This is a genomic window from Bradyrhizobium genosp. SA-4 str. CB756 (assembly GCF_000473125.1).
GTDB lineage: Bacteria > Pseudomonadota > Alphaproteobacteria > Rhizobiales > Xanthobacteraceae > Bradyrhizobium > Bradyrhizobium arachidis.
This window is the reverse complement of sequence record NZ_KI421499.1, coordinates 9,240,693-9,265,403: the sequence shown is the minus strand read 5'-3', so window position 1 is coordinate 9,265,403 and position 24,711 is coordinate 9,240,693. Positions and strand designations below refer to the sequence as shown.

General features: G+C 65.4%; 29 protein-coding genes. 12 read left to right on the top strand and 17 right to left on the bottom strand.

What is annotated here, in order from left to right:
• Nucleotides 1–16: 16 nt before the first annotated feature.
• Nucleotides 17–265: a hypothetical protein gene (locus BRAGE_RS0144765; RefSeq protein ID WP_027563005.1), complete on the bottom strand. Its 249-nt coding sequence runs from the start codon at nucleotides 263–265 to the stop codon at nucleotides 17–19.
• Nucleotides 266–535: 270 nt separating this feature from the next.
• Between BRAGE_RS0144765 and BRAGE_RS0144760 the strand changes: the two genes are divergently transcribed.
• The 5 genes from BRAGE_RS0144760 to BRAGE_RS56300 all read left to right on the top strand — a co-directional run bounded on the left by BRAGE_RS0144760 (nucleotide 536) and on the right by BRAGE_RS56300 (nucleotide 4,189).
• Nucleotides 536–982 (top strand): nuclear transport factor 2 family protein, encoded by a 447-nt coding sequence (locus tag BRAGE_RS0144760; RefSeq protein WP_027563006.1) that lies wholly within the window; start codon nucleotides 536–538, stop codon nucleotides 980–982.
• A gap of 359 nt (nucleotides 983–1,341) precedes the next feature.
• Complete coding sequence (locus tag BRAGE_RS0144755; RefSeq protein ID WP_027563007.1) at nucleotides 1,342–1,782, top strand: nuclear transport factor 2 family protein; 441 nt, start codon at nucleotides 1,342–1,344, stop codon at nucleotides 1,780–1,782.
• A gap of 273 nt (nucleotides 1,783–2,055) precedes the next feature.
• The gene (locus BRAGE_RS0144750) at nucleotides 2,056–2,976 is read left to right on the top strand and encodes a hypothetical protein (protein ID WP_027563008.1); all 921 of its coding nucleotides are present in this window, start codon (nucleotides 2,056–2,058) and stop codon (nucleotides 2,974–2,976) included.
• A 337-nt stretch (nucleotides 2,977–3,313) separates the two neighbouring features.
• A complete protein-coding gene (locus BRAGE_RS0144745) occupies nucleotides 3,314–3,736 on the top strand; it encodes a hypothetical protein (RefSeq protein ID WP_027563009.1) in 423 nt (140 codons plus the stop codon).
• A 315-nt stretch (nucleotides 3,737–4,051) separates the two neighbouring features.
• Nucleotides 4,052–4,189: a hypothetical protein gene (locus BRAGE_RS56300; protein WP_167336550.1), complete on the top strand. Its 138-nt coding sequence runs from the start codon at nucleotides 4,052–4,054 to the stop codon at nucleotides 4,187–4,189.
• A 36-nt stretch (nucleotides 4,190–4,225) separates the two neighbouring features.
• Here the strand turns inward: BRAGE_RS56300 and BRAGE_RS56295 are convergent, their stop codons facing one another.
• From BRAGE_RS56295 to BRAGE_RS0144725, 3 genes are all read right to left on the bottom strand, one after another.
• Nucleotides 4,226–4,372 (bottom strand): hypothetical protein, encoded by a 147-nt coding sequence (locus BRAGE_RS56295; protein ID WP_007596790.1) that lies wholly within the window; start codon nucleotides 4,370–4,372, stop codon nucleotides 4,226–4,228.
• A gap of 346 nt (nucleotides 4,373–4,718) precedes the next feature.
• The gene (locus BRAGE_RS0144730) at nucleotides 4,719–5,198 is read right to left on the bottom strand and encodes a MaoC family dehydratase (RefSeq protein ID WP_027563010.1); all 480 of its coding nucleotides are present in this window, start codon (nucleotides 5,196–5,198) and stop codon (nucleotides 4,719–4,721) included.
• Entirely contained in the window at nucleotides 5,198–5,650 is a 453-nt protein-coding gene (locus BRAGE_RS0144725; protein ID WP_027563011.1) for a MaoC family dehydratase, read from the bottom strand. Before BRAGE_RS0144725 ends, BRAGE_RS0144730 begins: the two co-directional genes overlap by 1 nt.
• Nucleotides 5,651–5,825: 175 nt before the next feature.
• On the opposite strand from BRAGE_RS0144725, the gene BRAGE_RS0144720 reads away from it, so the two are divergent.
• Complete coding sequence (locus BRAGE_RS0144720) at nucleotides 5,826–6,122, top strand: DUF4282 domain-containing protein (RefSeq protein WP_027563012.1); 297 nt, start codon at nucleotides 5,826–5,828, stop codon at nucleotides 6,120–6,122.
• Between the two features lie 113 nt (nucleotides 6,123–6,235).
• On the opposite strand, the gene ychF is transcribed toward BRAGE_RS0144720, so the two are convergent.
• The 4 genes from ychF to BRAGE_RS0144700 all read right to left on the bottom strand — a co-directional run bounded on the left by ychF (nucleotide 6,236) and on the right by BRAGE_RS0144700 (nucleotide 9,372).
• Nucleotides 6,236–7,333, bottom strand: a complete 1,098-nt coding sequence (gene ychF / locus BRAGE_RS0144715) for a redox-regulated ATPase YchF (RefSeq protein WP_027563013.1) — start codon at nucleotides 7,331–7,333, stop codon at nucleotides 6,236–6,238.
• Between the two features lie 122 nt (nucleotides 7,334–7,455).
• Nucleotides 7,456–8,061, bottom strand: coding sequence for an aminoacyl-tRNA hydrolase (gene pth, locus BRAGE_RS0144710; RefSeq protein WP_027563014.1), 606 nt, complete (start codon nucleotides 8,059–8,061; stop codon nucleotides 7,456–7,458).
• Between the two features lie 58 nt (nucleotides 8,062–8,119).
• Nucleotides 8,120–8,845 (bottom strand): 50S ribosomal protein L25/general stress protein Ctc, encoded by a 726-nt coding sequence (locus BRAGE_RS0144705; protein ID WP_027563015.1) that lies wholly within the window; start codon nucleotides 8,843–8,845, stop codon nucleotides 8,120–8,122.
• Between the two features lie 275 nt (nucleotides 8,846–9,120).
• Nucleotides 9,121–9,372, bottom strand: a complete 252-nt coding sequence (locus BRAGE_RS0144700; protein WP_018648337.1) for an accessory factor UbiK family protein — start codon at nucleotides 9,370–9,372, stop codon at nucleotides 9,121–9,123.
• A gap of 180 nt (nucleotides 9,373–9,552) precedes the next feature.
• On the opposite strand from BRAGE_RS0144700, the gene BRAGE_RS0144695 reads away from it, so the two are divergent.
• The 6 genes from BRAGE_RS0144695 (at nucleotide 9,553) to BRAGE_RS0144670 (ending at nucleotide 15,036) form a co-directional block, all read left to right on the top strand.
• Entirely contained in the window at nucleotides 9,553–10,296 is a 744-nt protein-coding gene (locus tag BRAGE_RS0144695) for a dienelactone hydrolase family protein (protein WP_027563016.1), read from the top strand.
• 14 nt (nucleotides 10,297–10,310) lie between these two features.
• On the top strand, nucleotides 10,311–11,156 hold the full coding sequence (gene lgt / locus BRAGE_RS0144690; protein ID WP_027563017.1) for a prolipoprotein diacylglyceryl transferase: 846 nt from the start codon (nucleotides 10,311–10,313) through the stop codon (nucleotides 11,154–11,156).
• A gap of 21 nt (nucleotides 11,157–11,177) precedes the next feature.
• Nucleotides 11,178–12,293: a class I SAM-dependent methyltransferase gene (locus BRAGE_RS0144685; protein ID WP_027563018.1), complete on the top strand. Its 1,116-nt coding sequence runs from the start codon at nucleotides 11,178–11,180 to the stop codon at nucleotides 12,291–12,293.
• Nucleotides 12,293–13,060 carry a peptidoglycan editing factor PgeF gene (pgeF, locus tag BRAGE_RS0144680; protein WP_027563019.1) on the top strand — a complete coding sequence of 256 codons (768 nt, stop codon included), beginning with the start codon at nucleotides 12,293–12,295 and terminating at the stop codon, nucleotides 13,058–13,060. The genes BRAGE_RS0144685 and pgeF overlap by 1 nt, the downstream gene beginning before the upstream one ends.
• Before the next feature lie 198 nt (nucleotides 13,061–13,258).
• Nucleotides 13,259–13,888, top strand: a complete 630-nt coding sequence (locus tag BRAGE_RS0144675; RefSeq protein ID WP_027563020.1) for a hypothetical protein — start codon at nucleotides 13,259–13,261, stop codon at nucleotides 13,886–13,888.
• Nucleotides 13,889–14,082: 194 nt separating this feature from the next.
• Nucleotides 14,083–15,036 (top strand): ribose-phosphate pyrophosphokinase, encoded by a 954-nt coding sequence (locus BRAGE_RS0144670; RefSeq protein WP_027563021.1) that lies wholly within the window; start codon nucleotides 14,083–14,085, stop codon nucleotides 15,034–15,036.
• A gap of 101 nt (nucleotides 15,037–15,137) precedes the next feature.
• On the opposite strand, the gene BRAGE_RS0144665 is transcribed toward BRAGE_RS0144670, so the two are convergent.
• The 9 genes from BRAGE_RS0144665 to BRAGE_RS0144625 form a co-directional block, all read right to left on the bottom strand.
• Complete coding sequence (locus BRAGE_RS0144665; protein WP_027563022.1) at nucleotides 15,138–15,596, bottom strand: SRPBCC family protein; 459 nt, start codon at nucleotides 15,594–15,596, stop codon at nucleotides 15,138–15,140.
• A gap of 6 nt (nucleotides 15,597–15,602) precedes the next feature.
• A complete protein-coding gene (locus BRAGE_RS0144660) occupies nucleotides 15,603–16,439 on the bottom strand; it encodes an XdhC family protein (RefSeq protein ID WP_027563023.1) in 837 nt (278 codons plus the stop codon).
• Between the two features lie 11 nt (nucleotides 16,440–16,450).
• Entirely contained in the window at nucleotides 16,451–17,659 is a 1,209-nt protein-coding gene (locus BRAGE_RS0144655; RefSeq protein WP_027563024.1) for a vWA domain-containing protein, read from the bottom strand.
• On the bottom strand, nucleotides 17,656–18,522 hold the full coding sequence (locus BRAGE_RS0144650) for an AAA family ATPase (protein WP_027563025.1): 867 nt from the start codon (nucleotides 18,520–18,522) through the stop codon (nucleotides 17,656–17,658). Before BRAGE_RS0144650 ends, BRAGE_RS0144655 begins: the two co-directional genes overlap by 4 nt.
• A 2-nt stretch (nucleotides 18,523–18,524) precedes the next feature.
• Nucleotides 18,525–20,945, bottom strand: a complete 2,421-nt coding sequence (locus tag BRAGE_RS0144645; RefSeq protein WP_027563026.1) for an aerobic carbon-monoxide dehydrogenase large subunit — start codon at nucleotides 20,943–20,945, stop codon at nucleotides 18,525–18,527.
• Nucleotides 20,942–21,442, bottom strand: coding sequence for a (2Fe-2S)-binding protein (locus BRAGE_RS0144640; protein WP_027563027.1), 501 nt, complete (start codon nucleotides 21,440–21,442; stop codon nucleotides 20,942–20,944). The genes BRAGE_RS0144645 and BRAGE_RS0144640 overlap by 4 nt, the downstream gene beginning before the upstream one ends.
• 11 nt (nucleotides 21,443–21,453) lie before the next feature.
• Nucleotides 21,454–22,317: an FAD binding domain-containing protein gene (locus tag BRAGE_RS0144635; protein ID WP_027563028.1), complete on the bottom strand. Its 864-nt coding sequence runs from the start codon at nucleotides 22,315–22,317 to the stop codon at nucleotides 21,454–21,456.
• Nucleotides 22,318–22,657: 340 nt separating this feature from the next.
• On the bottom strand, nucleotides 22,658–23,848 hold the full coding sequence (locus tag BRAGE_RS0144630) for an MHYT domain-containing protein (protein ID WP_027563029.1): 1,191 nt from the start codon (nucleotides 23,846–23,848) through the stop codon (nucleotides 22,658–22,660).
• 305 nt (nucleotides 23,849–24,153) lie between these two features.
• Entirely contained in the window at nucleotides 24,154–24,711 is a 558-nt protein-coding gene (locus tag BRAGE_RS0144625; protein WP_027563030.1) for a 6,7-dimethyl-8-ribityllumazine synthase, read from the bottom strand.

Genomic DNA, 24,711 nt, shown 5'->3' with positions numbered 1-24,711 from the left:
GAACGCGGTTTTCCGCCTACAGCTTGCCCTGCCCGTTCAGCTGCCCCTGCTGTTGTCGCTGCCTTTCCTGCTGCATTTGCTGTTCTTTGGCATGATGCCGGCCGTAGAGGCAGCCGGCGGCGGCGCCGAGCATGCCGTGATGGCCGGCATAGTGGCCGGCGACGCCGCCGACGACGGCGCCCTTGATGCAGCCCTTGGCGTTGGCGGCGGAGCTCACGCCAAGCATCAAAAGTGCGGCGGCGATGGCGAGAAGCGGGGATTTCATGGATCGTTGTCTCCGGATGCGATGTCTAGTTCTCAACGAGTGCAAGCGGGCCCGGGTTCCCTGGCGCGGCGCGCCCGCCGGTGTGCGCAGGGTGTCACCGGGTGCGGCCGAATTCGCGCATGCGGATGCAAACGCAATCCACAATTGCACCCCATGAACCGGGTATTGCGCTCGCGCGTCATACCTTGTGCCCTGTGTTTTTGCGGATTGAAGCGCGCGCGAGCGGCGCGATAGCGTTTGCAATCCACGGCCGAGGAAAGGCGGCGCCGCATGACGGTTGAAAAGCTGAACAGGCAGCGTGTGCTGCATCTGCTCGACGCCTTCGCGCGCGGCGATCTCGAGACCGCGCTGTCGTGCTGCACCGAGGACGTCGACTTCCTCACCCATGCGCCGATCGACGTGCTGCCGCACATGGTGCCGCGGCACGGCAAGGCCGAGCTGCGCGAGCTCTGGCAGACGATCTGGTCGCGCTATTCGGAGATCCGCTACAAGGCGCCGCACATCCTCGCCGACGGCGACGAGGTCGCGACCTACATGCACAGCTATTTCAAGAAGCGCAGCAACGGCCGCATCGTGCAGTTCGACATGGCGGTATTCTACACCTTCCGCGGCGGGCAGGTCTCGCAGATCCGCGAGATCATCGATTCCTACGATCTGGTGCAGCAGGTGCTGGAGCGCGAGATCAGGCCGCTGATCATGGGGCGGCGGGTGGATTGAGTGTCGAGGCGATCACCGCTGCGCTCCCTCGCCCCGTTCTTACGGGGAGAGGGTGGGGGTGAGGGGCTCTCTCCACGCATCAGGTCGCAATGAGACCTGTACCCCCTCACCCGGATCGCAAGAGCGATCCGACCTCTCCCCGCTTGCGGGGAGAGGTGAAGCAGAAACCGGAAAACTACAGGCTTCTATTGTAAATCTCACAAAACGCCATCAATTGTGCATTGCGAAAACGTGAATTGCGTTTTGGCCGAAATCCCTTACCTTGTTCGCATACAAATGAGTTGAACGCCCCGGGGCACATTGCGGTGCATGGGGCCGTTTTCCGTTTTTTCTGCAAGCCAGCTTCAGGACTGCCCCAAATGACAGAGCACAGCCTCTGGCGTTTTTCGCGTGCGTTGCATCGCGCGATCAACGACCGGCATTTCGAGGACATCGAGTCCCTGATCGACGAGGACGTCGAGTGGGCGCTCTATGGTCCCATCGACATGTTTCCATTCCTCGGCGCACGCCAGGGCCGGGACGCCGTGCTCGAGGTCATCCGCCAGCTCGCCGACAATTTCCAGGTCCGTCGCTTCGACCGCGAGAGCATCATGCTGGGCGTGGATTCCGCCGCCTCGATGCTGCGCTATTCGCTGACGGCGCTCGATTCCAACAAGCCGATTTCCTTGCGGGTCGCCCAATTCGCCCAGTTCAAGGCAGGCAAGCTGATCAGCATGCGCGTGCTGATCGACACCTTCGACCTGGTCGAGCAGGCACTCGGCCGCGCCATTCATCTGCCGAAGATGACCAGCGCCGGCTGAGGGGGACGCCAACGGGCCCCGCTTTTCGGGATCGATGACGACGCTTGACGCGACGTCCTGGCTTCCAGCCCCGCCGGATGCCGTCGTGTCACGAGCTCGTCATCGGGCGCGCGCCTCTTCGCGCGGCCCGTTGGTTCGCGTCCGCGCGAGTTGCCACAATTTCGCAACGATAGATCAGCATCTATGCCTGCGGACCGAATGGCGCATGGTCATCACCGAAGGCCGCCTTATATTATTGGCGGACGGCATGCGCCGGGGCTCGCGGGCAGGACGATGGAATTCTCGACAGGTTTTGGCTGGACCAGGCTGCCGGTGCTGGCGGCCGCGTTCATTGTCGGCTCGGTGCTGACGGTCTCGGCGCAGATCATTCCGCCCTTCTCCCCCGGCCCGGCCGCAGCGCCCGACGACGAGGAAGCCGAGACGGCGGAGGCCCCCAGCGTCAATGATCCCGACATCATGAAGGGCATCGACGTCGACAAGCTCGACTGGAGCCAGCTCGCCATCGACGCCGGCACGCTCAACGACATCATCGCCGCCAAGAAACGCGCCCAGGCCACGGCCAATAACGGGCTGAACTGGTCGTCGAACGCCAACGCCAACGGCTCCTCCGCGGTGACCGTGAAGCAGTCGGTGTTCGAGTTCTGGGACACCAGGATCGGCGCCGACATGACGGTGGCGAGCGAGCCGCGGACGATGTCCGAGCTGCTGGCGCAGAAGGCCGCCAATGGCGGCAGCCTGCCGCAATCCTCCGGCAGCGCCTGGGCGACCGCGACCGCGCCGGGCGCGGGCGCGATCTGGGACAAGACCGCGGTCGAAGCGCGTGTCGATCCCGGCTCCGAACAGAGCAAGCTCGGGGCATCGCTGACCAAGTCGATGCCGCTGTCGGGCGACACGTCGCTGACGCTGCAGAACGGCTACAGCGTCAACCAGCAGGGCACCACCGCCGTGCCCGGCATCGGCGGCCACATCACGCGCAATTACGAGACCGACCAGAGCGCCAAGGTCACCATCACCGACACCGGCACCAGCATCAGCGCCGGCCAGTCGCTGTCGACCACCGACGACAAATGGCTGCGCAAGGTCGGCGCCGAGCAAAAGCTGTTCGACAACGTCACCGTCTCCGGCTCGGTCGGCGAGACCTCGCAGGGCGCGATCAACAAGAGCGTGACGGCGGGCTTCAAGAAGAGCTGGTAGGCCTAGCCCCCACTCTTTCCCCTTGTCCTGAGGGCGCTCCGAAGGAGCGCGTCTCGAAGGATCGAGGCCCCGCAGCGGCGGGGCCCGCATGGTTCTCGCGGCGATGCGCAGCATCGTCCGCTGCGCGCTTCGCGCTCCTCACCATGAGGGGATAGGATCATCTTCACAGCAGCCGTTCACATTTCCCTAACCATACGCCACGGCAAAGCCCCCGAATGGTCCGCCCTTGCCGCATCTTGGCCCAGTTGCGGCCAAAATCGGGCGCCCTAGTCGGCCCATAGAACGCCGTCGTGCGGGGGACACTCGCGCTGCGCTCAACGCGATCAGGGGAACAACGATGAACGCTACTCGTCCGGAAAAGATCGAATCCACCGAGACCGAGACGGTCGACACCGACCTCGCCGCCGTGACCGAGGTCGAGGCCGGCATCCGCGACTTCGTCCGCAATGACATCGCCTATCTGCGCCGGCCGGCGACGCCGACCACCGACGCGCCGCCGCTCGATCCGAGCGCGGAGGCCACCGTCACCAATGTCAACTCGCTGATCCAGCGCGTCGCCGGCACTTCGCTCGCCGAGATCGAGAACCTGATCTCCGAGCTTGAGAGCCTGCGCGACCTGCTCCACGCCGAAGGCCAGCGCGTCCAGCGCGAGATCTCCGGCTACGCCCAGCTCAGCCAGGCCGCGATGAAGTCGACCCGCATGATCTCCGACAACGTCGCGCAGTGGAAGCGCGCCGCCGACGGCCTGCGCAACAGCTAAGCGCCAGCTTCAAGCATCAGTGGCCGCCGCGTTCCCGGAAGGGAGCGCGGCGGTTTTGATTTTGTGGGCTACATTCTCGGTGTCATCGCCCGCCTTGTGCGCGATTGCGCACTGGGGCGGGCGATCCAGTATTCCAGAGACCGCAGTGATTGAGCCGAGAGGCCGCGGCGTACTGGATGCCCCGCCTTCGCGGGGCATGACAGTGGAAGACGTGGCAGGACGGGGCATCACAGCGGAGGTTTTGAACCCTCTCCCCCGCCCCCGCGACCAATGCCAAGCGCCCGTGCCGTCACGGCCGGGCCGGGGACATGTCAGATGGAAAGCATTCGGCCCGACAACACGGACCCCATCCCGCTGCGGCCCGCGCCGAACCAGTTCGGCACGATCATGCTGCGCTTTGTCGGGCTGCTCGTGGTTGCGATCGCCATCTTGGCGTTCGTCTATAGCCGCTAAGCTGAAGGCCGGATCCGGCCGCGAAGATTTAAGATCTTACCGGGCCGCTTCCACGGTCGAGGCTTCCAGGGTGTAGGCGCCGTCGGCGTAGCCCTTCACCACCATGCCGGCAACCAGCATCACGGCCAGCGTGGCGGTAGCAAAAATGAATCCGACCAGCTTGAGTGCGCCGCGGTCTGCCATGGTCCTCGTCCCCTGTTCTCTGCCCAATTCGTTTCAATTAGACAGCGACAGGTTCATAATTGGTTAGCAACTCGATGGTTCCGCCGACTGCTTCGCGGGTAACCATGTTGAGCAGGCTTATGGCAGCCGCCCGGAATCGCGTCCATAGCGCGCGGGCAACACTCGCTCGGTTTCGCTTCTCCCTCTCCCCGTTCTTACGGGGAGAGGGCTGGGGTGAGGGGCCTCTCTCCGCACGTGAGATCCATCGAAAGACCTGTACCCCCTCACCCGGATCGCAAGAGCGATCCGACCTCTCCCCGCAAGCGGGGAGAGGTGAAAGAAAGCCTTCGCGTCGACCTATTCTAAATCACGCGCTCTTCCGCATCGGCACGAAGGCGCTGGCGGTGATGGAATAGACTTCCTCGCCGCGCTGGTTGGTGCCGGTGGTCTGGGCCGTCAAAATGCCCCAGCCGGGGCGCGAGGCGGAGGTGCGCTTGTCGATGACGACGTTGACGTAAGAGACTGTATCGCCGGCGAGCACCGGCTTGATCCAGCGCAAATCGCGAAAGCCCGGCGACGGGCCCCACACCGCGACCTCCTCGCCGCGCGCTGCGGCTTCCCGCGCCAGACGCTGGCCATCCGCGACAAGCAGGCTCATGCAGGCAGAGCCGACATGCCAGCCGGAAGCAGCTAACCCGCCGAACAGCGAGTTCTTGCCCTCTTCCTCGTCGAGATGGAAGCGCTGCGGATCGAACTTTGCGGCGAACGTCTTGATGGACTCCGCCGTGAACGTATAGGCGCCGATCTCGCGGCGCTGGCCGATCGCGATGTCTTCGAAGAACCGCATCAGACCGCTCCCTCGCGCCGCTTGATCAGGATCGGCGAGGTCATCTCGGCGAGCGCCTGCCCAGCCGCGTTGCGCACGGTGCATTTGAACTTGACGATGCCGAGTGTGGGGCGGCTCTTCGAGGCGCGCGCCTCCACGACATCGACGTCGAGCATGAGATCATCACCGGGCCTGAGCGGCGAGAGCCAGCGCACTTCGTCGACGCCGGGCGAGCCGAGCGAGGCGGCGCGGGTGATGAAGCCGTCGGCCATCATCCGCATCATCAGCGAGCACAGGTGCCAGCCGGAGCCGGACAGGCCGCGCAGCATGCTCTTGCTGGCAGCCTCCTCGTCGAGATGCATCGGCTGCGGATCGAACTCGGCGGCGAAGGCCAGGATCTCGTCGCGGGTGACATGGCGCGGGCCGAATGTGCCGTACCGGCCGGGCGGGAAGTCTTCGAAGGTCAGGGTCATCTTGGGAGTGCGTTGCGGAAATGACAGATTGTGGCCGCAGTTTGCGGCAATCTCAACCCGCCGGCCCGCATGGCTCGTGCTACATAGGAGGCGGCTGTCTTGATTTGAGTCGGGTCAAGGCCGAGGCCCGAGTGACGTCCCGATCCGAAAGTCCCGATTTGCCCTGGGGAGAGCAATGTTTTCATTCAGCGACCTGTTTCAATGGGACCGCTTCATCACGCCGACCATCATCAAGACCTTCTACTGGCTGGTGATCGCGCTGATCTGCCTGTTCGGCCTCTCCGGCGTCTTCTCGGGTCTGGCGACGATGGCGATCAGCCCGTTCGGCGGCTTCCTGGTGCTGCTGTCGTCGATCGCCAGCGTCGTCGTCGGCGTCGTGTTCTCGCGCATCGCCGCCGAGCTGATCCTGATCGTATTCCGCATCAACGAGCATCTCGGCGCGATCCGGGATCAGGGCGGCGGGATGCGGTAGCCCCCGTCATTCCGGGGCGCCTCGAAGAGGCGAGCCCGGAATCCATTCATCCAATCATTCTGAGGCGCGATGGATTCCGGGCTCGCGCTTCGCGCGCCCCGGAATGACAGGGCTTACGTATTGAACCGGAAATGCATCACGTCGCCATCAGCGACGACATATTCCTTGCCTTCGAGGCGCAGCTTGCCGGCATCGCGGGCGCCGGCTTCGCCGCCGAGCGTGACGTAGTCCTCATACGCGATGGTCTCGGCGCGGATGAAACCCTTCTCGAAATCGGTGTGGATCACACCGGCCGCGCCCGGCGCCTTGGTGCCGCGATGGATGGTCCAGGCACGCGCTTCCTTCGGGCCCACCGTGAAATAGGTGATGAGCTGGAGCAGCGAGTAGCCGGCGCGGATCAGGCGATCGAGGCCCGCCTCTTCAAGACCCAGCGTCTCCAGGAAGTCGGCGCGCTCTTCGCGCGAGATGGTGGCGATCTCGGATTCGATCTTGGCGGAGATGACGACGGCTACGGCGCCTTCCTTGGCCGCCTGCTCCTCGACCGCCTTGGAGAAGGCGTTGCCGGTCGCGGCCGAGCCTTCCTCGACGTTGCAGACGTAGAGCACAGGCTTCGACGAGAGCAGGCCGAGCATGGAGAACGCCCGCTCCTCCTCCGCCTTGCGCTCGACGAGGCGCGCGGGCTTGCCGTCGCGCAGCAGCACCAGCGTGCGGTTGACGAGGTCGAGCTGCTCCTTGGCGTCCTTGTCGTTGCCCTTGGCCTTCTTGGTGAGGTTGTCGACACGCTTCTCGAGGCCGTCGAGGTCGGCGAGCATCAGCTCGGTCTCGATCGTCTCGATGTCGGCGAGCGGGGCGATCTTGCCCTCGACATGGGTGATGTCGGAGTCTTCAAAACAGCGCACGACATGCGCGATCGCGTCGACCTCGCGGATGTTGGCCAAAAACTGGTTGCCGAGGCCTTCGCCCTTGGAGGCGCCGCGCACGAGGCCGGCGATGTCGACGAAGGTCAGTCGCGTCGGGATGATCTGCGCCGACTTGGCGATCGCCGCGAGCTTGTCGAGCCGCGGATCGGGCACGGCGACCTCGCCGACATTCGGCTCGATGGTGCAGAATGGATAGTTCGCGGCCTGCGCCGCGGCCGCCTCGGTCAGCGCGTTGAACAAGGTCGACTTGCCGACATTGGGCAATCCGACGATCCCGCATTTGAATCCCATAAGTCCTGGCCTCCGCGCTCCGCGCGTCAATGTCTTCCGAGTTCGTCATGCGCGGGCTTGACCCGCGCATCCATCGTCTTCGAAGGGATGGATCGCCGGATCAAGTCCGGCGATGACAAGTGTCATTCCTTGCCGTTCTCGTCCTTGGTCAAAAATCCCTTCGCCTGCATGGCGAGATGCACCCTGTTGGCGAAGGTCGCATCCGTGCCCTTGGCGATCAGTGCGGCGTGCTCGGCGACCGCGTCGCAGAGCGTCGTCACCCAGTCGTTGTCGGCCTTGGCGAAGTCCGACAGCACGTGGCCGTGCACCATTTCCTTGACGCCGGGATGACCGATTCCGAGCCGCACCCGGCGATAGTCGTTGCCGATATGGGCGGAGATCGAGCGCAGGCCGTTGTGGCCGGCGATGCCGCCGCCGATCTTCACCCGCACCTTGCCCGGTGGCAGCTCCAGCTCGTCGTGAAACACGGTGACGTCGCCCGGCGCGATCTTGAAGAAGCTCGCGGCCTCCTGAACGCTGCGGCCGGAATCGTTCATGTAGGTCGTGGGCTTGAGCAGGATCACGCGCTCAGTGCCGAGCGCACCTTCCGAGGTCTCGCCCTGAAAACGACGGCGCCATGGTGAAAAACCATGACGCCGCGCGATCTCGTCGACGGCCATGAAGCCGATATTGTGCCGGTTACGTGCGTATTTCGCGCCGGGATTGCCGAGCCCAACAAAGAGTCGCATGACGCGGCGCGCCCCTCGCTCGGCGCGCGGCCAGAGACCGCGCGCCAGCTTTGAGAGATTACTTCTTCTTGTCGCCGCCGGCGGGAGCCTTGGCAGCCGCCGGAGCAGCAGCACCAGCCGCCGGAGCAGCCGCGCCAGCCGCCGGAGCAGCAGCGCCCGCAGCCGGAGCCGCGCCACCAGCAGCAGCCGCAGCCGCGGCCTTCTGCTCTTCGGCGTAGCCGGACGGCGGCACGATGGTGACGAGGGTCGCGTCCTCGCGGGTCAGCGCCTTGACGCCGGCCGGCAGCTTGACGTCCGACAGATGCAGCGAGTGACCGATTTCGAGCGAGCCGACGTCGGCCTCGATGTACTGCGGAATGCTCTCGACGCCGCATTCGAGCTCGATCGCATGGGCGACGATGTTGACGGTGCCGCCGCGCTTCACGCCCGGGGAGCCTTCCGCCTTCACCACGTGCAGGGGCACGCTGATGCGGATGGTGGCGCCTTCGCCGAGACGCATGAAGTCGACATGGATCGGGAAGTCCTTGACCGGATCAAGATGATAGTCGCGCGGAATCACGCGGTGCTTCTTGCCGTCGAGGTCGATGTCGACCAGCGTGGTCAGGAACCGGCCGGCGAGGATGCGCTGGCGCAGTTCACGATCTGCAATCGAGATCGTCAGCGGGGGCTGGTTGTCACCATAGATCACTCCGGGCACTCGCCCGGCGCGACGCTCAGCCCGGGCGGCCCCCTTGCCGCTCTTCGGACGTGCGGTCGCCTTCAATTCCTTGACGGTCGTCGCCATGTCGTTAAGTCCTTGTTTTTGCAAAAGTTAATGGGCCGCAGCGCGGCCCATGGCATAGTCCGCAGCAAGCCTCCAGGGGTGCGGGGGCCGCGGACGTGGCGGGCTTTTACCCGGAAGATGCGGAAATGACAAGGAGAATGGGCGACCGGAAGGGACCGGATCAGCTGTCATTCCGGGGCGGTCGCGGCAGCGACCGAACCCGGAATCTCGAGGTTCCCTGGTGCGCAATCGCGCACCAGGGTTCGCGACTTCGTCGCGCCCCGGAACGACAATACCTATCCCCCCAGCTTGGCCTCCAGCGCCGCGATCCGCGCCTTCAGGGCCTCGTTCTCCTCGCGGGCGAGGCGCGCCATGTCCTTGACCGCCTCGAACTCCTCGCGCTTGACGAGGTCCATGTCGCGCAGGAATTTTTCGGCCTGCGTGCGCATCACCGTGTCGAACTCGCGCTTGACGCCCTGGGCCGCACCGGCGGCGTCGTTCATCAGGCGGCCGATCTCGTCGAAAAACCGGTTGCTGGTCTGGGTCATGTCGGTCTCCTGGCGGTCTTCCGATAAACTTTGCGCGAACGCTCGGAAAGACAATGGCAATCCGCACCTGATGGTTCAAGGGCGAAGCGGCGGTATCCTTGTCATGCCCCGGTTTCCTTGCAATCGTATTCAACGTCCCGGCATAAGAAGAATCAGAAGGTGCAAGAAAGGATCGAACAGATGATCGACCAGCAGATCGCGATCCCGACCAAGGACGGCCACACCGCAACCTTCATCACCCATCCCGAACGTGGCGGGCCGTTTCCGGTCATCCTGTTCTACATGGACGCGCCGGCGATCCGCGAGGAGCTGCGTGACATGGCACGCCGGCTCGCGACCTCCGGCTATTACGTGATGCTGCCGAACCTCTATTACCGCTCCGGCGTGATGGAGCTCGGCGCGCTGCCGGCCGATCCGAACGCGCCCGAGCGCAAGCGCATGTTCGCCCTGATGGGCTCGCTCACCATTCCCATGATCATGGACGACACCCGCGCCCTGCTCACCTACGCCGAGGGCCAGGCCGCAGCGAACACGAAAATCGTCGGCACCGTCGGCTATTGCATGAGCGGCCGCTACGCGGTCAACGCCGCCACGCACTTCCCCGATCGGGTCAAGGCCGCCGCCTCGATCTACGGCACCCATCTCGCAACCGACCAGGACGACAGCCCGCATCTTGCAGCAAGCAAGACCAGGGCCGAACTCTATTTCGCCTGCGCCGAGACCGACATCTATGCGCCCATGGAGGTCATCGAAAAGGTCAGGCAGGGCATGAGCGGCGCCAAGAACGGCACGAAGGCCGAGGTCGAGATCTATCCCGGCACGCATCACGGTTTTGCCTTTCCCAAGCGCCCGGTCTACGACCGCGACGCCGCCGAGCGGCATTGGGAGCGCCTGCTGGCGCTCTATCGCCGCAATCTTGTCTAGACATAGAAGGCCTGATGCCCTTTCTGCTGATCGACTTCCCCGCCTTCAAGCCGATCGCGATCGAGATCGGCCCGTTCGCGATCCGCTGGTATGCGCTGGCCTATATCTGCGGCATCGTGTTCGGCTGGCTCTATGCGCGCTCGCTGCTGAAGAACGAGCGCCTGTGGGGCGGGCCGGCGCCGATCTCGCTGGCGCAGATCGACGACTTCATCCTGTGGGTCACGCTCGGCATCATCCTCGGCGGCCGCACCGGCTATGTGCTGTTCTACAATCTGCCCTTCTTCATGGAGCACCCCGCCGCGATCATCCGGTTGTGGGAGGGCGGCATGTCGTTCCATGGCGGCTTTCTCGGCTGCGTCATCGCGGTGATGTGGTTCGCCTATCGCAACCACGTCTCGATCCTGTCGCTCGGCGACATCACCACCGCCGTCGCCCCGATCGGACTCCTGCTCGGGCGCATCGCCAATTTCATCAATGGCGAATTGTGGGGCCGCGCCACCGATCCCAGCCTGCCCTGGGCGATGATCTTCCCGAACGATCCCACCCAGCTGCCACGCCATCCAAGCCAGCTCTACGAAGCCGGCATGGAGGGCATCCTGCTCTTCACCGTGCTCGCGATCATGATCCGCTGCGGTGCCCTGAAGCGACCCGGCATGATCCTCGGCGCCTTCATCCTGATCTATGGCCTGACCCGGATCGCCGGCGAGCACTTCCGCGAGCCGGACGTCCAGCTCGGGTTCCTCTGGGGCGGGTTAACCATGGGCATGCTGTTGTCGATCCCGATGCTTATTGTCGGGGGCATACTTATTGTATGGGCAATCAGGCGCGGTGCGCCGGGGCCGATCAAGGTCGTTCGTTAATTCATTTCGAGAAAGCACGCCGTGACCGACCAGCCGCTCCTCAACGAGATCAAGGCGCTGATCAAATCCTCGGGCCCGATGCCGGTCTGGCGGTACATGGAACTGTGCCTGATGCATCCGCGCTACGGCTACTACGTCTCGCGTGACCCGCTCGGACGTGAAGGCGACTTCACCACCTCCCCGGAGGTCAGCCAGATGTTCGGCGAGCTCTTGGGCCTGTGGACCGCCTCGGTATGGAAGCAGATGGGCTCCCCGCAATTCCTGCGGCTGATCGAGCTCGGCCCCGGCCGCGGCACCATGATGGCGGATGCGCTCCGTGCGCTGCGCGTGCTGCCGCCGCTCTACCAGGCTCTCCATGTCCACATGGTCGAGGTCAATCCCGTGCTGCGCGATCGGCAAAGTGCAACGCTGCAAGGCGTGCGCAACATCGAATGGCACGACAGCATCGACGACGTGCCGGAGGGGCCGAGCATCATCCTCGCCAACGAATATTTCGACGTGCTGCCGATCCACCAGATGGTTCGCTACGAGAACGGCTGGCACGAGCGCGTGATCGAGCTCGATCCCAACGGCAAGCTTCAATTCGGCGCGGCGGCCGAGCCGACGCCGCGCTTCGACGTGCTGCTGCCGCCGCTGGTGCGCGCCGCCCCCGTCGGCGCGGTGTTCGAATGGCGGCCGGATGCCGAGATCATGAAGCTTGCGACGCGCGTGCGCGACCAGGACGGGGCGGCACTGATCATCGACTACGGCCATCTGCGCAGCGATGCCGGCGACACCTTCCAGGCGATCGCGCGCCACACCTTCACCGATCCCTTGAAGGCGCCGGGACAGGCCGACGTCACCGCCCATGTCGACTTCCAGGCGCTAGCGCGTGCGGCGGAAGACGTCGGCGCGCGCGTCCACGGTCCGGTGACGCAGGGCGACTTCCTCAAGCGCGTCGGCATCGACACCCGCGCCGCCGCCCTGATGCAGAAGGCGACGCCGGAAGTCGCCACCGACATTTCCGTGGCGCTGAAGCGCCTCACTGATACCGGACGCAGCGGCATGGGCTCGATGTTCAAGGTGCTAGGCATCTCCGAGCCTCGGCTGTCGGGCATTGCCGGCCTCAGCGATCTCGAGCAGGCCGGAGGCAATTGATGACTCTCACTTCGTCGCTGCTGTCGGCGGTGCCCGGCCTGCGCCACGCCTTCTTCACCCGCGAGGGCGGCGTCTCCAGCGGCATCTATTCCGCGTTGAACGGCGGGCTCGGCTCCAACGACGATCAGGCCCTCGTCGCGGAGAACCGCCGCCGCATGGCCGAGCATGTCGGCGTCGCGCCGGAGCGCTTCCTCAGCCTGCACCAGATCCATTCGCCCGACGTGCGCGTTGCCGAACTTCCGTGGCCGAGCGGGCCGCGCCCGAAGGGCGACGCGCTGGTGACGAACACGCCCGGCATCGCGCTCGGCGTCTCCACCGCCGATTGCGGGCCGGTGCTGTTCGTCGATCCAAACGCGCGCGTCATCGGCGGCGCGCATGCCGGCTGGAAGGGCGCGCTCACCGGCGTGCTGGAAGCAACGATCTCGGCGATGGAAAAACTCGGTGCCACGCGCAGCGGCATCATCGCCGCGATCGGCCCCTTGATCCGGCAGGAGAGCTACGAGGTCGGCAACGAGTTCGTGGCGCGCTTCATCGAGGCCGATGCGGACAATGCCATGTTCTTCATCCCCTCGGTGCGCGAGGGACACGCGATGTTCGATCTCGCTGGCTTCATCCGCAAGCGGCTCGAAGCTGCCGGCATCCTGATGATCGACGATCTCGGCCTCGACACCTACGCCGATGAGCGCTTCTTCAGCTACCGCCGCTCGGTGCATCGCAAGGAGCCGGATTACGGCCGCCACATCCACGCGATCGCGCTGGAGGGGTGAACACAAGGGCAACCCTGTCATTCCGGGGCTCGCGTAGCGAGAACTATGGTGCGCAATTGCGCACCTGAGAATCTCGAGATTCCGGGTTCGATGCTTGCGCATCGCCCCGGAATGACGGTGGACAGGCGCGACGACAGTGGTCTGTGTCGCCTCTGCCCTAGACGTTAATGCATTTTAACGATATCGCTGCCCTCCATAATGAGGGATGCGTCATTCATCTTGGGCCGCGCGGGTTCGCGCGTGCTGGCGGTCATGCTGCTGGCAGCGGCGACCGCGCTTGGCGGCTGCGCCGGTGGCGGCGGCAGTGCGGCCAACTCCTACGCGATGGCGCCGAGCACCGGGTCAGGAGCGACGGTGGCCTTCGAATCGATCGACGGGCCGCCGCCACAGGTTTTCGACCGCATGGTCGGCGTGCTCGACAGCGAATCCAAGCTGCGCAGCCTGTCCGTGGTCTCCCGCGAGGGGACGGCCGCCTACCGTGTGCGCAGCTACCTCTCCGCCCAGGTCGTCCGCGGCAAGACCGTGATCGCCTGGGTCTGGGACGTCTACGACGCCAACCAGCAGCGGGCGCTGCGCCTCTCCGGCGAGGAACCTACCTCCGCCAAGGGCGGCCGCGATGCGACCCGCGATCCTTGGACTGCGGCCGACGACCTCGTGCTGCGGAAGATCGCCCAGGCCGGATTCAGCGGACTTTCCAACATGATCAACGGGACGCCGGATGCCCCGGGCGCCGCTCCCGGCTTGCGGGGACCAGCGGTGGCGAGCGCCGTTCCGGCCGCGCCCGCGCCTGAGATGCCGGTCTCGGCGCTCGGCTATGCCGCGCAATAACCCCCGCTAAACCACGGGCTCAGTTTGCCGCCAAGCCGTTGGCCCGACTCAGGATTTTCGAAGGGAAAACGTAGCATCCCGGGTTGCCATTGCACGCTTCGGCCTGATATTTGCTCGCTCGTCGTAACCGTGCTCCCAGTGGGTATTCTCTGATGTTGAACGTCGTATCCAGCAAAGCGCGGGAGGAAGCGTCCATGTCGGCCAAGAACGGCGCCATCAAGCTTGTCGCCGGCAACTCCAATCCGGCTCTCGCCCAGGCCATCGCGCAGGGCCTCGACCTGCCGCTGACCAAGGCGGTGGTCCGGCGCTTCGCCGACATGGAGATCTTCGTCGAGATCCAGGAGAACGTCCGCGGCTCGGATGCCTTCATCATCCAGTCGACCTCGTTCCCGGCCAACGACCATCTGATGGAGCTCTTGATCATCACCGACGCGCTGCGCCGTTCCTCGGCGCGCCGCATCACCGCGGTGCTGCCCTATTTCGGCTACGCAAGGCAGGACCGCAAGTCGGGTTCGCGCACGCCGATCTCGGCAAAGCTCGTCGCCAATCTGATCACGCAGGCCGGCGTCGACCGCGTCATGACGCTCGACCTCCATGCCGGCCAGATCCAGGGCTTCTTCGACATCCCGACCGACAATCTCTACGCGGCGCCGCTGATGGTGCGCGACATCAAGGAGAAGTTCGATCTCTCCAAGGTGATGGTGATCTCGCCCGACGTCGGCGGCGTGGCCCGCGCGCGCGGCCTCGCCAAGCGCATCAACACCCCGCTCGCCATCGTCGACAAGCGCCGTGAGCGTCCGGGCGAATCCGAGGTCATGAACGTGATCGGCGACGTCGCCGGCTACACCTGTATCCTCGTCGACGACATCGTCGATTCCGGCGGCACGCTGGTGAACGCGGCCGACGCGCTGATCGCCAAGGGTGCCAAGGACGTCTACGCCTACATCACCCATGGCGTGCTCTCCGGCGGCGCGGCCGCCCGCATCGCGGGCTCCAAGCTGAAGGAGCTCGTGATCACCGACTCGATCCTGCCGACCGACGCGGTGACCAAGGCGCCGAACATCCGCACGCTGCCGATCGGCAGCCTGATCTCCGACGCCATCGCGCGCACCGCGGCGGAAGAGTCGGTGTCGAGCCTGTTCGACTGATCGTTTTCGGCTCTCACCGCTGGCGGCGAAATCGTAGGGTGGGCAAAGGCGCATAGGGATGAGATCGTGGGCACGCTTGCGCTTTGCCCACCCTACGAGAGCTAGCCTGCCTCGGCCTTCGCGCTCACTACCTCGGCAAACGACTTGAAGAACTCCCCGGCGAGCTTCGTCGCGGTCGAGTTGATCAGCCGCGCCCCTAGCTGGGCGAGCTTGCCGCCGATCTGCGCGTCGACCTCGTAGTGCAGCACCGTGACCTCGGCGCTCTCGGATTCCAGCCGCACCACCGCGCCGCCCTTGGCAAAACCGGCGACGCCGCCGGAGCCCTCGCCCGAGATGCGATAGGCGTTGGGCGGATCGAGATCGGACAGCGTCACCTTGCCGCTGAAGGTCGCTTTCACCGGACCGACCTTGAACACCACCGTCGCCGTCATCTCGTTCGGCGCGGTCACCTCGAGCGACTGGCAGCCGGGAATGCACTGCTTCAGCACAGCAGGATCGTTCAGCGCCGCCCACACCTGTTCACGCGAGGCAGGAATACGCTGGCTGTCGTTCATCTGCATGATCGGTCACTCTCTGGTTGCTGCTTGACTGGCGCGCTGGCCGCGCCGCCGTTCCCTGGTGATCTCGGCGAGGATCGACATGGCGATCTCCTCCGGCGTGATGGCGCCGAGATCGAGCCCGGCAGGCGCCTTGAAGTCATCGATCGCAGCGGCGCTGGCGCCTTCGGCAACGAGTTTTGCGCGCAGCGAAGCCATCTTGCGACGGCTACCGACGAAGGCGTGATAGTCGGCTTTGGTCGCGACCGCCGCGCGGAGCGCCGCTTCATCACCCTTGCCCTGCGTCGAGACCACGACGAAGCGTTTGGCATCGTTGAGCTCGCCGAGCTGGTAGCCGTCGATGATCGCATCGGCATCCGGCGGCGCCGCGAGCTCCGCAGCAGGCGCCGCGAGCGTGACGTGATAGCCAAGCACGCGCGCCTGCGCCGCAAGAGACAGCGCTACGGGGCTTGCACCGAGAATGACCAGCGAGGGATGCGGCAGCACCGGCTCCACGAAGATGTCCATGGTGCCCTTGCTCGGGCACATATTGCTGGCAAAGCGGATGCCGTCGCGGCTCTCGCCGGCGCTGACGCCGAGCTCGGCCAGCAGGTTTTCGGGCTGCACCGAGACCATGCGAGGCACGCCGTCGGCGAGCGCCTCGCGGGCCGCCTTCAGCACCGCGCCCCTGGCACAGCCGCCGCCGATCCAACCCGCGACGATGGTGCCGTCGGCCGCAATGATCGCCTTGGCGCCAGCCTTCGCCGCGGTCACCGACACCGTCCGCACCACCGTCGCGAGCACGAAGGCACGCTCCGCGGCCTTCATCTGCGCGACGAGATCCAGCACTTCGATAGGGGCGGTCATCGCAACATCCCTCAGAGTTTTGCCAGATAAGGCTCGAGCGCACGCAGGCTGTTCAGCGAATTGGCGGGGGCATAGAGATCGACATGCGGCAGGGCCGCCTTGATGCCGCGCGCCTCGGGCGCATAGCCCTCCCAGGCCATCATCGGGTTGAGCCAGACGATGCGGCGGCATCGCCGGTGCAGCGCTGCCATTTCTCGTCCGAGCAAGGCAGCGTCGCCGGTCTCGTAGCCGTCGGAGACGATCATCACGCAGCTGCGCGAATGGATCACGCGGGCAGCGTGCCAGCGGTTGAAGGTCTGCAGGGACTCGCCGATCCTGGTGCCGCCGCCGGCGCCCTGCGCCATGATCGAGAGCCGGTCGAGCGCGCGGCCGGCGTCCTTCTCCTTCATCGCGTCGGAGACATGAGCGAGCCGCGTGTGGAACAGGAACGCCTCGGCCTCGCGGAACTGGTCGAGCACACCGTGGATGAAGCGCAGGAACACTGACGTGTACATGCTCATCGAGCCCGAGGCATCGAGCAGCACGACCAGCCGCAGCGGCTTGTCCTTGCGCCGACGCTTGACGAGGCTGATCGGCACCCCGCCGTGGCTGATGTTGCGATGGATGGTGCGCCGGAGGTCGAACCGGTAACCGCGTCGTCGCGCCAGATCGCGCCGGGTCAGGCGCGTTCGCATCGCTTTGGCGAGCTGCGCTGCGGCCTCATGCGCTTGCGCGACTTGATCGGGATCGCTGAGCTTCCTGAAATCGACCTCGGCAAGATTGTCCGCGCGCGAGGCACCTTCCATGCGGCCCTCGCCGAAGCGGCCTTCCGGCGCATCGTCGGAGGAGGGAAGCTGATCGGTGACGGATTGGCTGCCGCCCTGCTCCGCCGACCTGTCCTGCAGGCTCTTCAACGAGGGATTACTGATGCCCGGCGTCGAACCAATCGTCCGGGAGCGCGAGCGCACGCGCTTGCCCAGCCAGAACGCATCGAACAGCCCGTCGAACTTCTCCCAGTCCGACTTGCGCGCCGAGAACAGATGCTTGAACGCGGCACGCAACAGGCCGGGTCGCGCCGCGTATCCCGCTGACATCAGCGTCGCCGCATCCTGCCCTTCGGCCAGCCCGATGCGAAAGCCGGCGTCGCGCAGCGTGCGCAGGAAGGCGGCAAGCCTCGCGGACACGAAGCGGGAGACCTCGTCGAGGTCGTCATAGCCGGGACTGGAGCCGCAGCAGCTCATGCAACCTTCCCCAGCAGGCGTTGCGTGACCTCGCCCGTGACACGGGCACGGTCCTCCTGGGTCTTGAGCAAGCAGACCATCGTTTCGTGCACGGTCTCCGGCGCGTCGTGGAGGTCGCGGACGTCGAGCCCGACGAGGGCTGCGGCCCAGTCCAGCGTCTCCGCGACACCAGGGACTTTGCGCAGCTCCTCCTTGCGCACGCCCTCGACCATGCGTGCGATCTGGAGCGAGAGCGATGGGCTCGCACCGGCGACGCGCGCCAGGATGATGCGGGTCTCGCGGTCGACGTCAGGATAGTCGACGTAGTGGTAGAGACAGCGGCGACGCAGCGCGTCCGACAGTTCGCGCGTGCCGTTCGAGGTCAGCACGACATGCGGGATCGTGATGGCGGGGATGGTGCCGAGCTCGGGGATCGAGACCTGGAAGTCGGACAGAAGCTCGAGCAGGAAAGCCTCGAACTCGTCGTCGGCACGGTCGATCTCGTCGATCAGCAGCACCGGCGCCTGGGCGCGGCGGATCGCGGCGAGCAGCGGGCGCTCCAGCAGGTATTTTTCCGAGAACACCTGGTCCTCGATGCTGTCGCTGCCGCGATGGGCCTGGATCGCCAGCAGCTGGCGCTGGTAGTTCCACTCGTAAAGTGCGGCAGACTGATCGAGCCCTTCGTAGCATTGCAGGCGGATCAGCTCGGTCGCGTGCACCTTTGCCAGCGCCTTCGCCACCTCGGTCTTGCCGACGCCCGCCTCGCCTTCGAGCAGCAGCGGACGCCGCAGCAATTGCATCAGCGAGATCGCAGTCGCGAGGTCCGCATCGGCGATGTAGCCCGATGCAGCCAAGGCTTGTGCGATCTCGTCACGGCCTTTCATCGTTACGCCACCGCGCCCAGATCCTTCGCCGCCTTCCAGTTGCGCCAGAAATCGTGCGGCATCTGGATGTGCGTCGAGCCCAGGAACGAGAACGCATCATTCACGGCGTTGGAGAAGGCCGGCACGCCGCCGACATTCGGGCTTTCGCCGACGCCCTTGGCGCCGATCGGGTGATGCGGCGACGGGGTGACGGTGAAATCGGTTTCCCAATGCGGGGTCTCCACCGCGGTCGGCATGAAGAAGTCCATGAACGAGCCGGTGACGACGTTGCCGGCCTCGTCGTAGCGGATCTCCTGGCCCATCGCGATGGCGAAGGCTTCGGTGAGGCCGCCATGCACCTGTCCCTCGATGATCATCGGGTTGATGCGGGTGCCGCAATCGTCGAGCGCGTAGAAACGCCGGATCTTGTACACGCCGGTGTCGACGTCGATATCCATCACGCAGAGATACGCGCCGAATGGATAGGTCATGTTGGGCGGATCGTAATAGCTGACCGCTTCCAGCCCCGGCTCCATGCCCGGCGGCACCGAGTTGTACGCTGCCCAGCAGATATCCTTCATCGACATGAATTTTTCCGGCAGACCCTTCACCCGGAAACCGTCGATGTCGAATTCGAGATCGTCCTCATGGACCTCGAGCTTGTAGGCCGCGATCATCTGCGCCTTGGCCTTGATTTTTCGCGCAGCCATCGCAATTGCCGCACCGGCCACCGGCGTCGAGCGCGAGCCATAGGTGCCGAGCCCGTAGGGCGCGGTGTCGGTGTTGCCCTCCTCCACCATGATGTTGTCGGCGGGAATGCCGATCTCGGTCGCGATGATCTGGGCCCAGGTGGTCTCGTGACCCTGGCCCTGGCTCTTGGTGCCCATGCGCGCGATGCCTGCACCGGTCGGGTGCAAGCGGATCTCGCAGGAGTCGAACATCGCGATGCCGAGGATGTCGCAGTTTTTCGACGGCCCGGCGCCGACGATCTCGGTGAAGAAGGAGACCCCCAGGCCCATGATCTCGCGGGTCTCGCCGCGCGCGAACGCCGCGCGCTTCTCCGCCTGCTCCTTCCGGAGCGCGGCGTAGCCGGTCGTCTCCATCATCTTGCGCATGGCGGTGTGGTAGTCGCCGGAATCGTATTCCCAGCCCAGCGCCGAGTGATACGGGAACTGCTCCGTCTTGATGAAGTTCTTCAGCCGCAGCTCCGCCGGGTCCATGTTGAGCTTCTGCGCCAGGATATCCATGGCGCGCTCGATGCAATAGGCGGCCTCCGTGACGCGGAACGAGCAACGGTAGGCGACGCCGCCGGGCGCCTTGTTGGTATAGACGCCGTCCACCGCCAGATGCGCGGTCGGGAAGTCATAGGAGCCGGTGACGATGTTGAAGAAGCCGGCCGGCCATTTCGACGGGTCGGCGCAGGCATCGAACGCGCCGTGATCGGCGAGCACGTGGACACGAAGCCCCGTGACTTTGCCCTCCTTCGTCGCGGCGATCTCGGTGGTCATGTGATAATCGCGCGCGAACGAGGTCGCAGTGAGGTTCTCGATGCGGTCCTCGACCCATTTCACCGGCTTGCCTGTCACGATGGAGGCCACGGCCGCGCAAATATAGCCGGGATAGGCGCCGACCTTGTTGCCGAAGCCGCCGCCGATATCGGGCGCGATGACGTGAATCTTCTGCTCCGGCAGCTTCGCGATCAGCGCCACCACGGTGCGGATCACATGCGGCGCCTGGAAGGTGCCGTAGATCGTCAGCTCGCCCTTGATCTTGTCGAAGGAGCAGACGCACTGGCAGGTCTCCAGCGGCGACGGATGGGTGCGGTGGTAGGAGATCATCTCCTTGATCTTGACCTCGGCCTTGTTGAAGGCCGCGTCGGTCAGCTCCTTGTCGCCAACCGTCCACTCGAAGATGTGGTTGTGATGCTTGCGCGGGCCGTGCGCGCCCGAGGTCTTGCCGGCGAGGTCCTCGCGCAGCACCGGCGCATCCTGATCCATCGACTTGAAGGGATCGACCAGCGGCGGCAACGGCTCGTATTCGACCACGACCTTGTTGATGCCGTCATCGGCCGCGTAGCGGTCGGTAGCGACGACGAAAGCGACCTCCTGGTTCTGGAACAGCACCTTGCCGTCGGCGAGCACCATCTGAACGTCGCCGGCAAGCGTCGGCATCCAGGCGAGGTTGACGGTCTTCAGCGTCTCGGCGGTGATCACCGCGAGCACGCCCGGCACCTTCAGCGCCTCGCTGTCGTCGATCTTCTTGACGCGCGCGTGCGGATGCGGCGAGCGGACGAAGTCGCCATGCAGCATGCCCGGCAGCTTGACGTCGTCGACGTAATTGCCCTTGCCTTGCGTGAAGCGGATGTCCTCGACACGCTTGCGCTTGCAGCCCATGCCTTCGAGTGCGGCTTCGCGTTGTTCCCGCGTGGGAGTCATGTCGTTCATTCTGCGGCCTCCCGGAATTCCACGCCGTTGATCTTGGCGCTCGCGTATTGAATGGCTTTGACGATGTTCTGGTAGCCGGTGCAGCGGCAGATATTGCCGGAGATGCCCATCCGGATTTCCTGCTCGCTCGGCGAGGCGTTTTCCTTCAGCAGCCGATGCGCGCGCATGATCATGCCGGGCGTGCAGAAGCCGCATTGCAGGCCGTGCATCATGCGGAAACCTTCCTGAAGCGCCGACAGCGTGCCGTCGGCATTGGCCATGCCTTCGATCGTGGTGATGTCGCTTCCTTGCGCCTGCACCGCGAACATCGTGCAGGATTTGACGGACATGCCGTCGATATCGACGGTGCAGGCGCCGCAATGCGTGGTCTCGCAGCCGATATGGGTGCCGGTCATCCCGAGATTCTCGCGGATGAAGTGGACCAGCAGCGTGCGCGGCTCGACGAGGCCTTCGACTTCGGCGCCGTTCACCTTCATGGTCACATGTGTTTTGGCCATCGATCCCTCCCTTATTTCGCTCGGCTTGCTGCGCGCTGCAGCGCCCGCGTCACCATGATGCCGCCGACATGCTTTCTGTATTCGATCGGCCCGCGCGCATCCGCGGCCGGCGCCATGATCGCTTCGGCTGCCGTAGCGGCTTTCTTCAAGGTCGCAGCATCGAGGCTGGTGCCGATCACCGCCTTGGCGGCATCGACAGCCAGCAACGGCGTCTCGTGAACATTGGTGAGGCCGATCGAACAGGTCGCGACCTTGCCGCCGGACACGGTGAGGACGACGGCGGCCGCCGCGGTGGCGTAGTCGCCGACCTTGCGCTTGAGCTTTTCATAGGCGTAGCCGTGGCCGGCCGCCGGCACGGGCACCGAGACCGAGGTCAGGATCTCGCCGGGCTCCAGCGCCGTGAAATAGGCGCCCTGGTAGAAATCGGCCGCCGCCACGTCGCGGGCGCCGCCGGCGCCTTCGAGGCGGTAGGTCGCTCCCAGCGTCATCATCAGAGCCGGCATGTCGTTGCCGGGATCGCCGTTGGCGACATTGCCGCCGATCGTGCCGCGGTAGCGCACCTGCGGGTCGGCGATCAAAAGCGCAGCCTCATGCAGGATCGGCATCGCCTTGGCGACCTCGTCGGAGGCCAGCAGCTCATGCTGGGTGGTCATCGCGCCGATGACGAGATTGTTGCCGTCGCGGCGGATGCCCTTGAGGGCGGCGATGCCGTGCAGATCGATCAGATGGGCGGGGGTGGCAAGCCGAAGCTTCATCATCGGCACCAGGCTGTGCCCGCCGGCCAGCGGCCGCGCGTCCTCGCCGAGATCGGATAGAAGTTTGACGGCGTCGGCGACACTCGCCGGCCGGTAATAGCTGAATGAGCCCGGGATCATCGTCTCCTCCCATGATCGTCTCTGCGCGTGACGGCGCGGACGTTGGGACGGACGGTCACTCCCGGCGGGGCGAGCCGCAACATGAGCGGCACAAAGGCGGGCTTTTTGCACGAATTGCGGGTGGAAGAGCACGAATTGCGTCAGGGGGAGAGACCCTTCACCTCTCCCCGCCTGCGGGGAGAGGTCGGATTGCATCGCAAGATGCAATCCGGGTGAGGGGGGTACAGGTCTAACGAAGATCTCATCTGTGGAGAGAGGCCCCTCGCCCCAACCCTCTCCCCGTAAGAGGCGAAGAAAGAGCAGGCGGGGCGAGGGAGCGAGAGAGCTCGCCTCCTGACTTCTACGCCTGCCGCCGGTTCGCCAGCCCCAGCCGGGCCTTCACCTCGGCGATCTTGGCCCGGCTGACCGGCACCCGGTGCGGCGAGGGGCCGTCGAGCTCGAGCACGGCACCGTCACCCTCTTTGCGAACCAGCGCGACATGGGGGATTGCGACGATATGGCTGCGGTGCACCCGCAGGAACAGCGAGGGATCGAGCTGGGCTTCCGCTTCCGAGATCGACCAGGGGCACATCCGCTCGCGGGTGCCGTCATGGACGCGGGTGTAGTGCGCATCCGCGCGGACGCTGCGGATATTGGCGGTGTCGATGAAATGGGTGCCGTCGGCGCCCTCGACTGGCAGTCGCGGCGCCGGCGCGCGGGGCGGCTGGCCGAGGCCGCCGAGTGGCCCCATTGGCCGCAGCGCCACCGCCGGGATAACCGGCTCGGCGGGAGCGACCGGCGGCGAAACCGAATCTGCCACCGGAGAGGCTGCCGTCTGCCGCCGATCCGGCACCAGCGAGAGCAGGAAGCCGGCAGCGATCACGAAGCACAGCACGGCCACGACGATCGACAATATCTGCTGCGACGCGGCAAGGCCGCCGCCGAGATGGTGATGGGCAGGACCGGTCAGCGGCTCGAAATGCATGCCCAGCATCGCGGTGTAGTGCATGCCGGAGACGGCAATGCCGAATGCGATCGAGCTGACAATCAGCCGGACGCCCTCCTGCTGCGCCAGGAACGCACGCAGACCGCCATAGGCGGTGACGATTGCGACCAGGATCGACAGCATCACCATCGCCGGGTTGTGCACGATGCCGAACGACCCGGCGAGCCCATGAATGCCGACATAGTGCATGCTGGCGATACCGACGCCGAGCAGGACCGCGGATGAGGCCACCCGCTTCAGGCTGGGCTCACCGATCGAGACGAAGAACAAGGAGATGCCGACCACCAGCGCGCAGATCAGGAAGGAGATGATGGTGGGAAGGACCAGATAGACCGTGTCGGGCGGCAGCGGCGCGGCCAGCATGCCGACGAAATGCATGGTCCAGATGCCGACGGCCAGGAACGCCGCCGCGCCCGCGAGCATCACGCGGTTGCTGACGCCGGGCGTGTTGCGGATGCGAGCCGCAAGCGCAAAGCCGGTATAGCCACCCAGGCTCGCGATCGCCACAGAGAGCGCGACGAGATAGGGATCGTGTCCTTCGAACATGATCTTGCCAGCCGCCCCGTCTCCACGGCACGGCCTCCTCCCGCCGCCGACCTTACAGGGACGGCGGCGGGATTGACAATCAGCGGCGTGTGAGGGGCTGTTTCATCCGTCATCCTGAGGTGCGAGCCGTGAAGCGCACAGCGCTTCACGGGGAGCCTCGACGGATGCACGGCCCCCGATGCAGTCGGGCCGTCGCCCTTCGAGGCTCGCCGAAGAGGCGAGCACCTCCAGCGACAATGGCTTCGCCATTGCGCGGGGGTGACGGGTCGCGCTCCTCGGGATGAGAAGCGCGACTCGTTGCGTCCCTACACAATCCCCGCTGCGACCTGACCGCGCAGGCGCTCGAGGCCGAGCAACGTCTCCGCACAGGCCGCCGCGACCTCGACGCCCTTGATGGCGAAGTGCCGGCGGAAGAAATCGTAGTGCACCTCGGTCTCGTGGAATTGCTGCGGCGTCAGCACCGCCGAGAACACCGGCACCTCGGTGCGCAGCTGCACGTCCATCAGCGCCTTGATCACGGTGTCGGCGACGAACTCGTGGCGATAGATGCCGCCGTCGACGACGAGGCCGGCCGCGACGATCGCGGTGTAGCGCCGCGTCTTGGCGAGGATCTGCGCGTGCAGCGGGATCTCGAACGAGCCCGGCACCTCGAACACGTCGACATGGGTGAGGTGGCGCGCCTCGGCCTCCTTCATGAAGGCGATGCGGGCCTCCGCGACCACGTCGCGGTGCCAGCAGGCCTGCACGAAGGCCACCCGCTGCGGCTTGGCAAAGCGCGGATGCTCCGTCACCGGGTTCGATGGAACCGGCGGTTGGATAGCTTCGGACGTTTCGGTTTGGGGATCTTGCAACATCTGATTCAT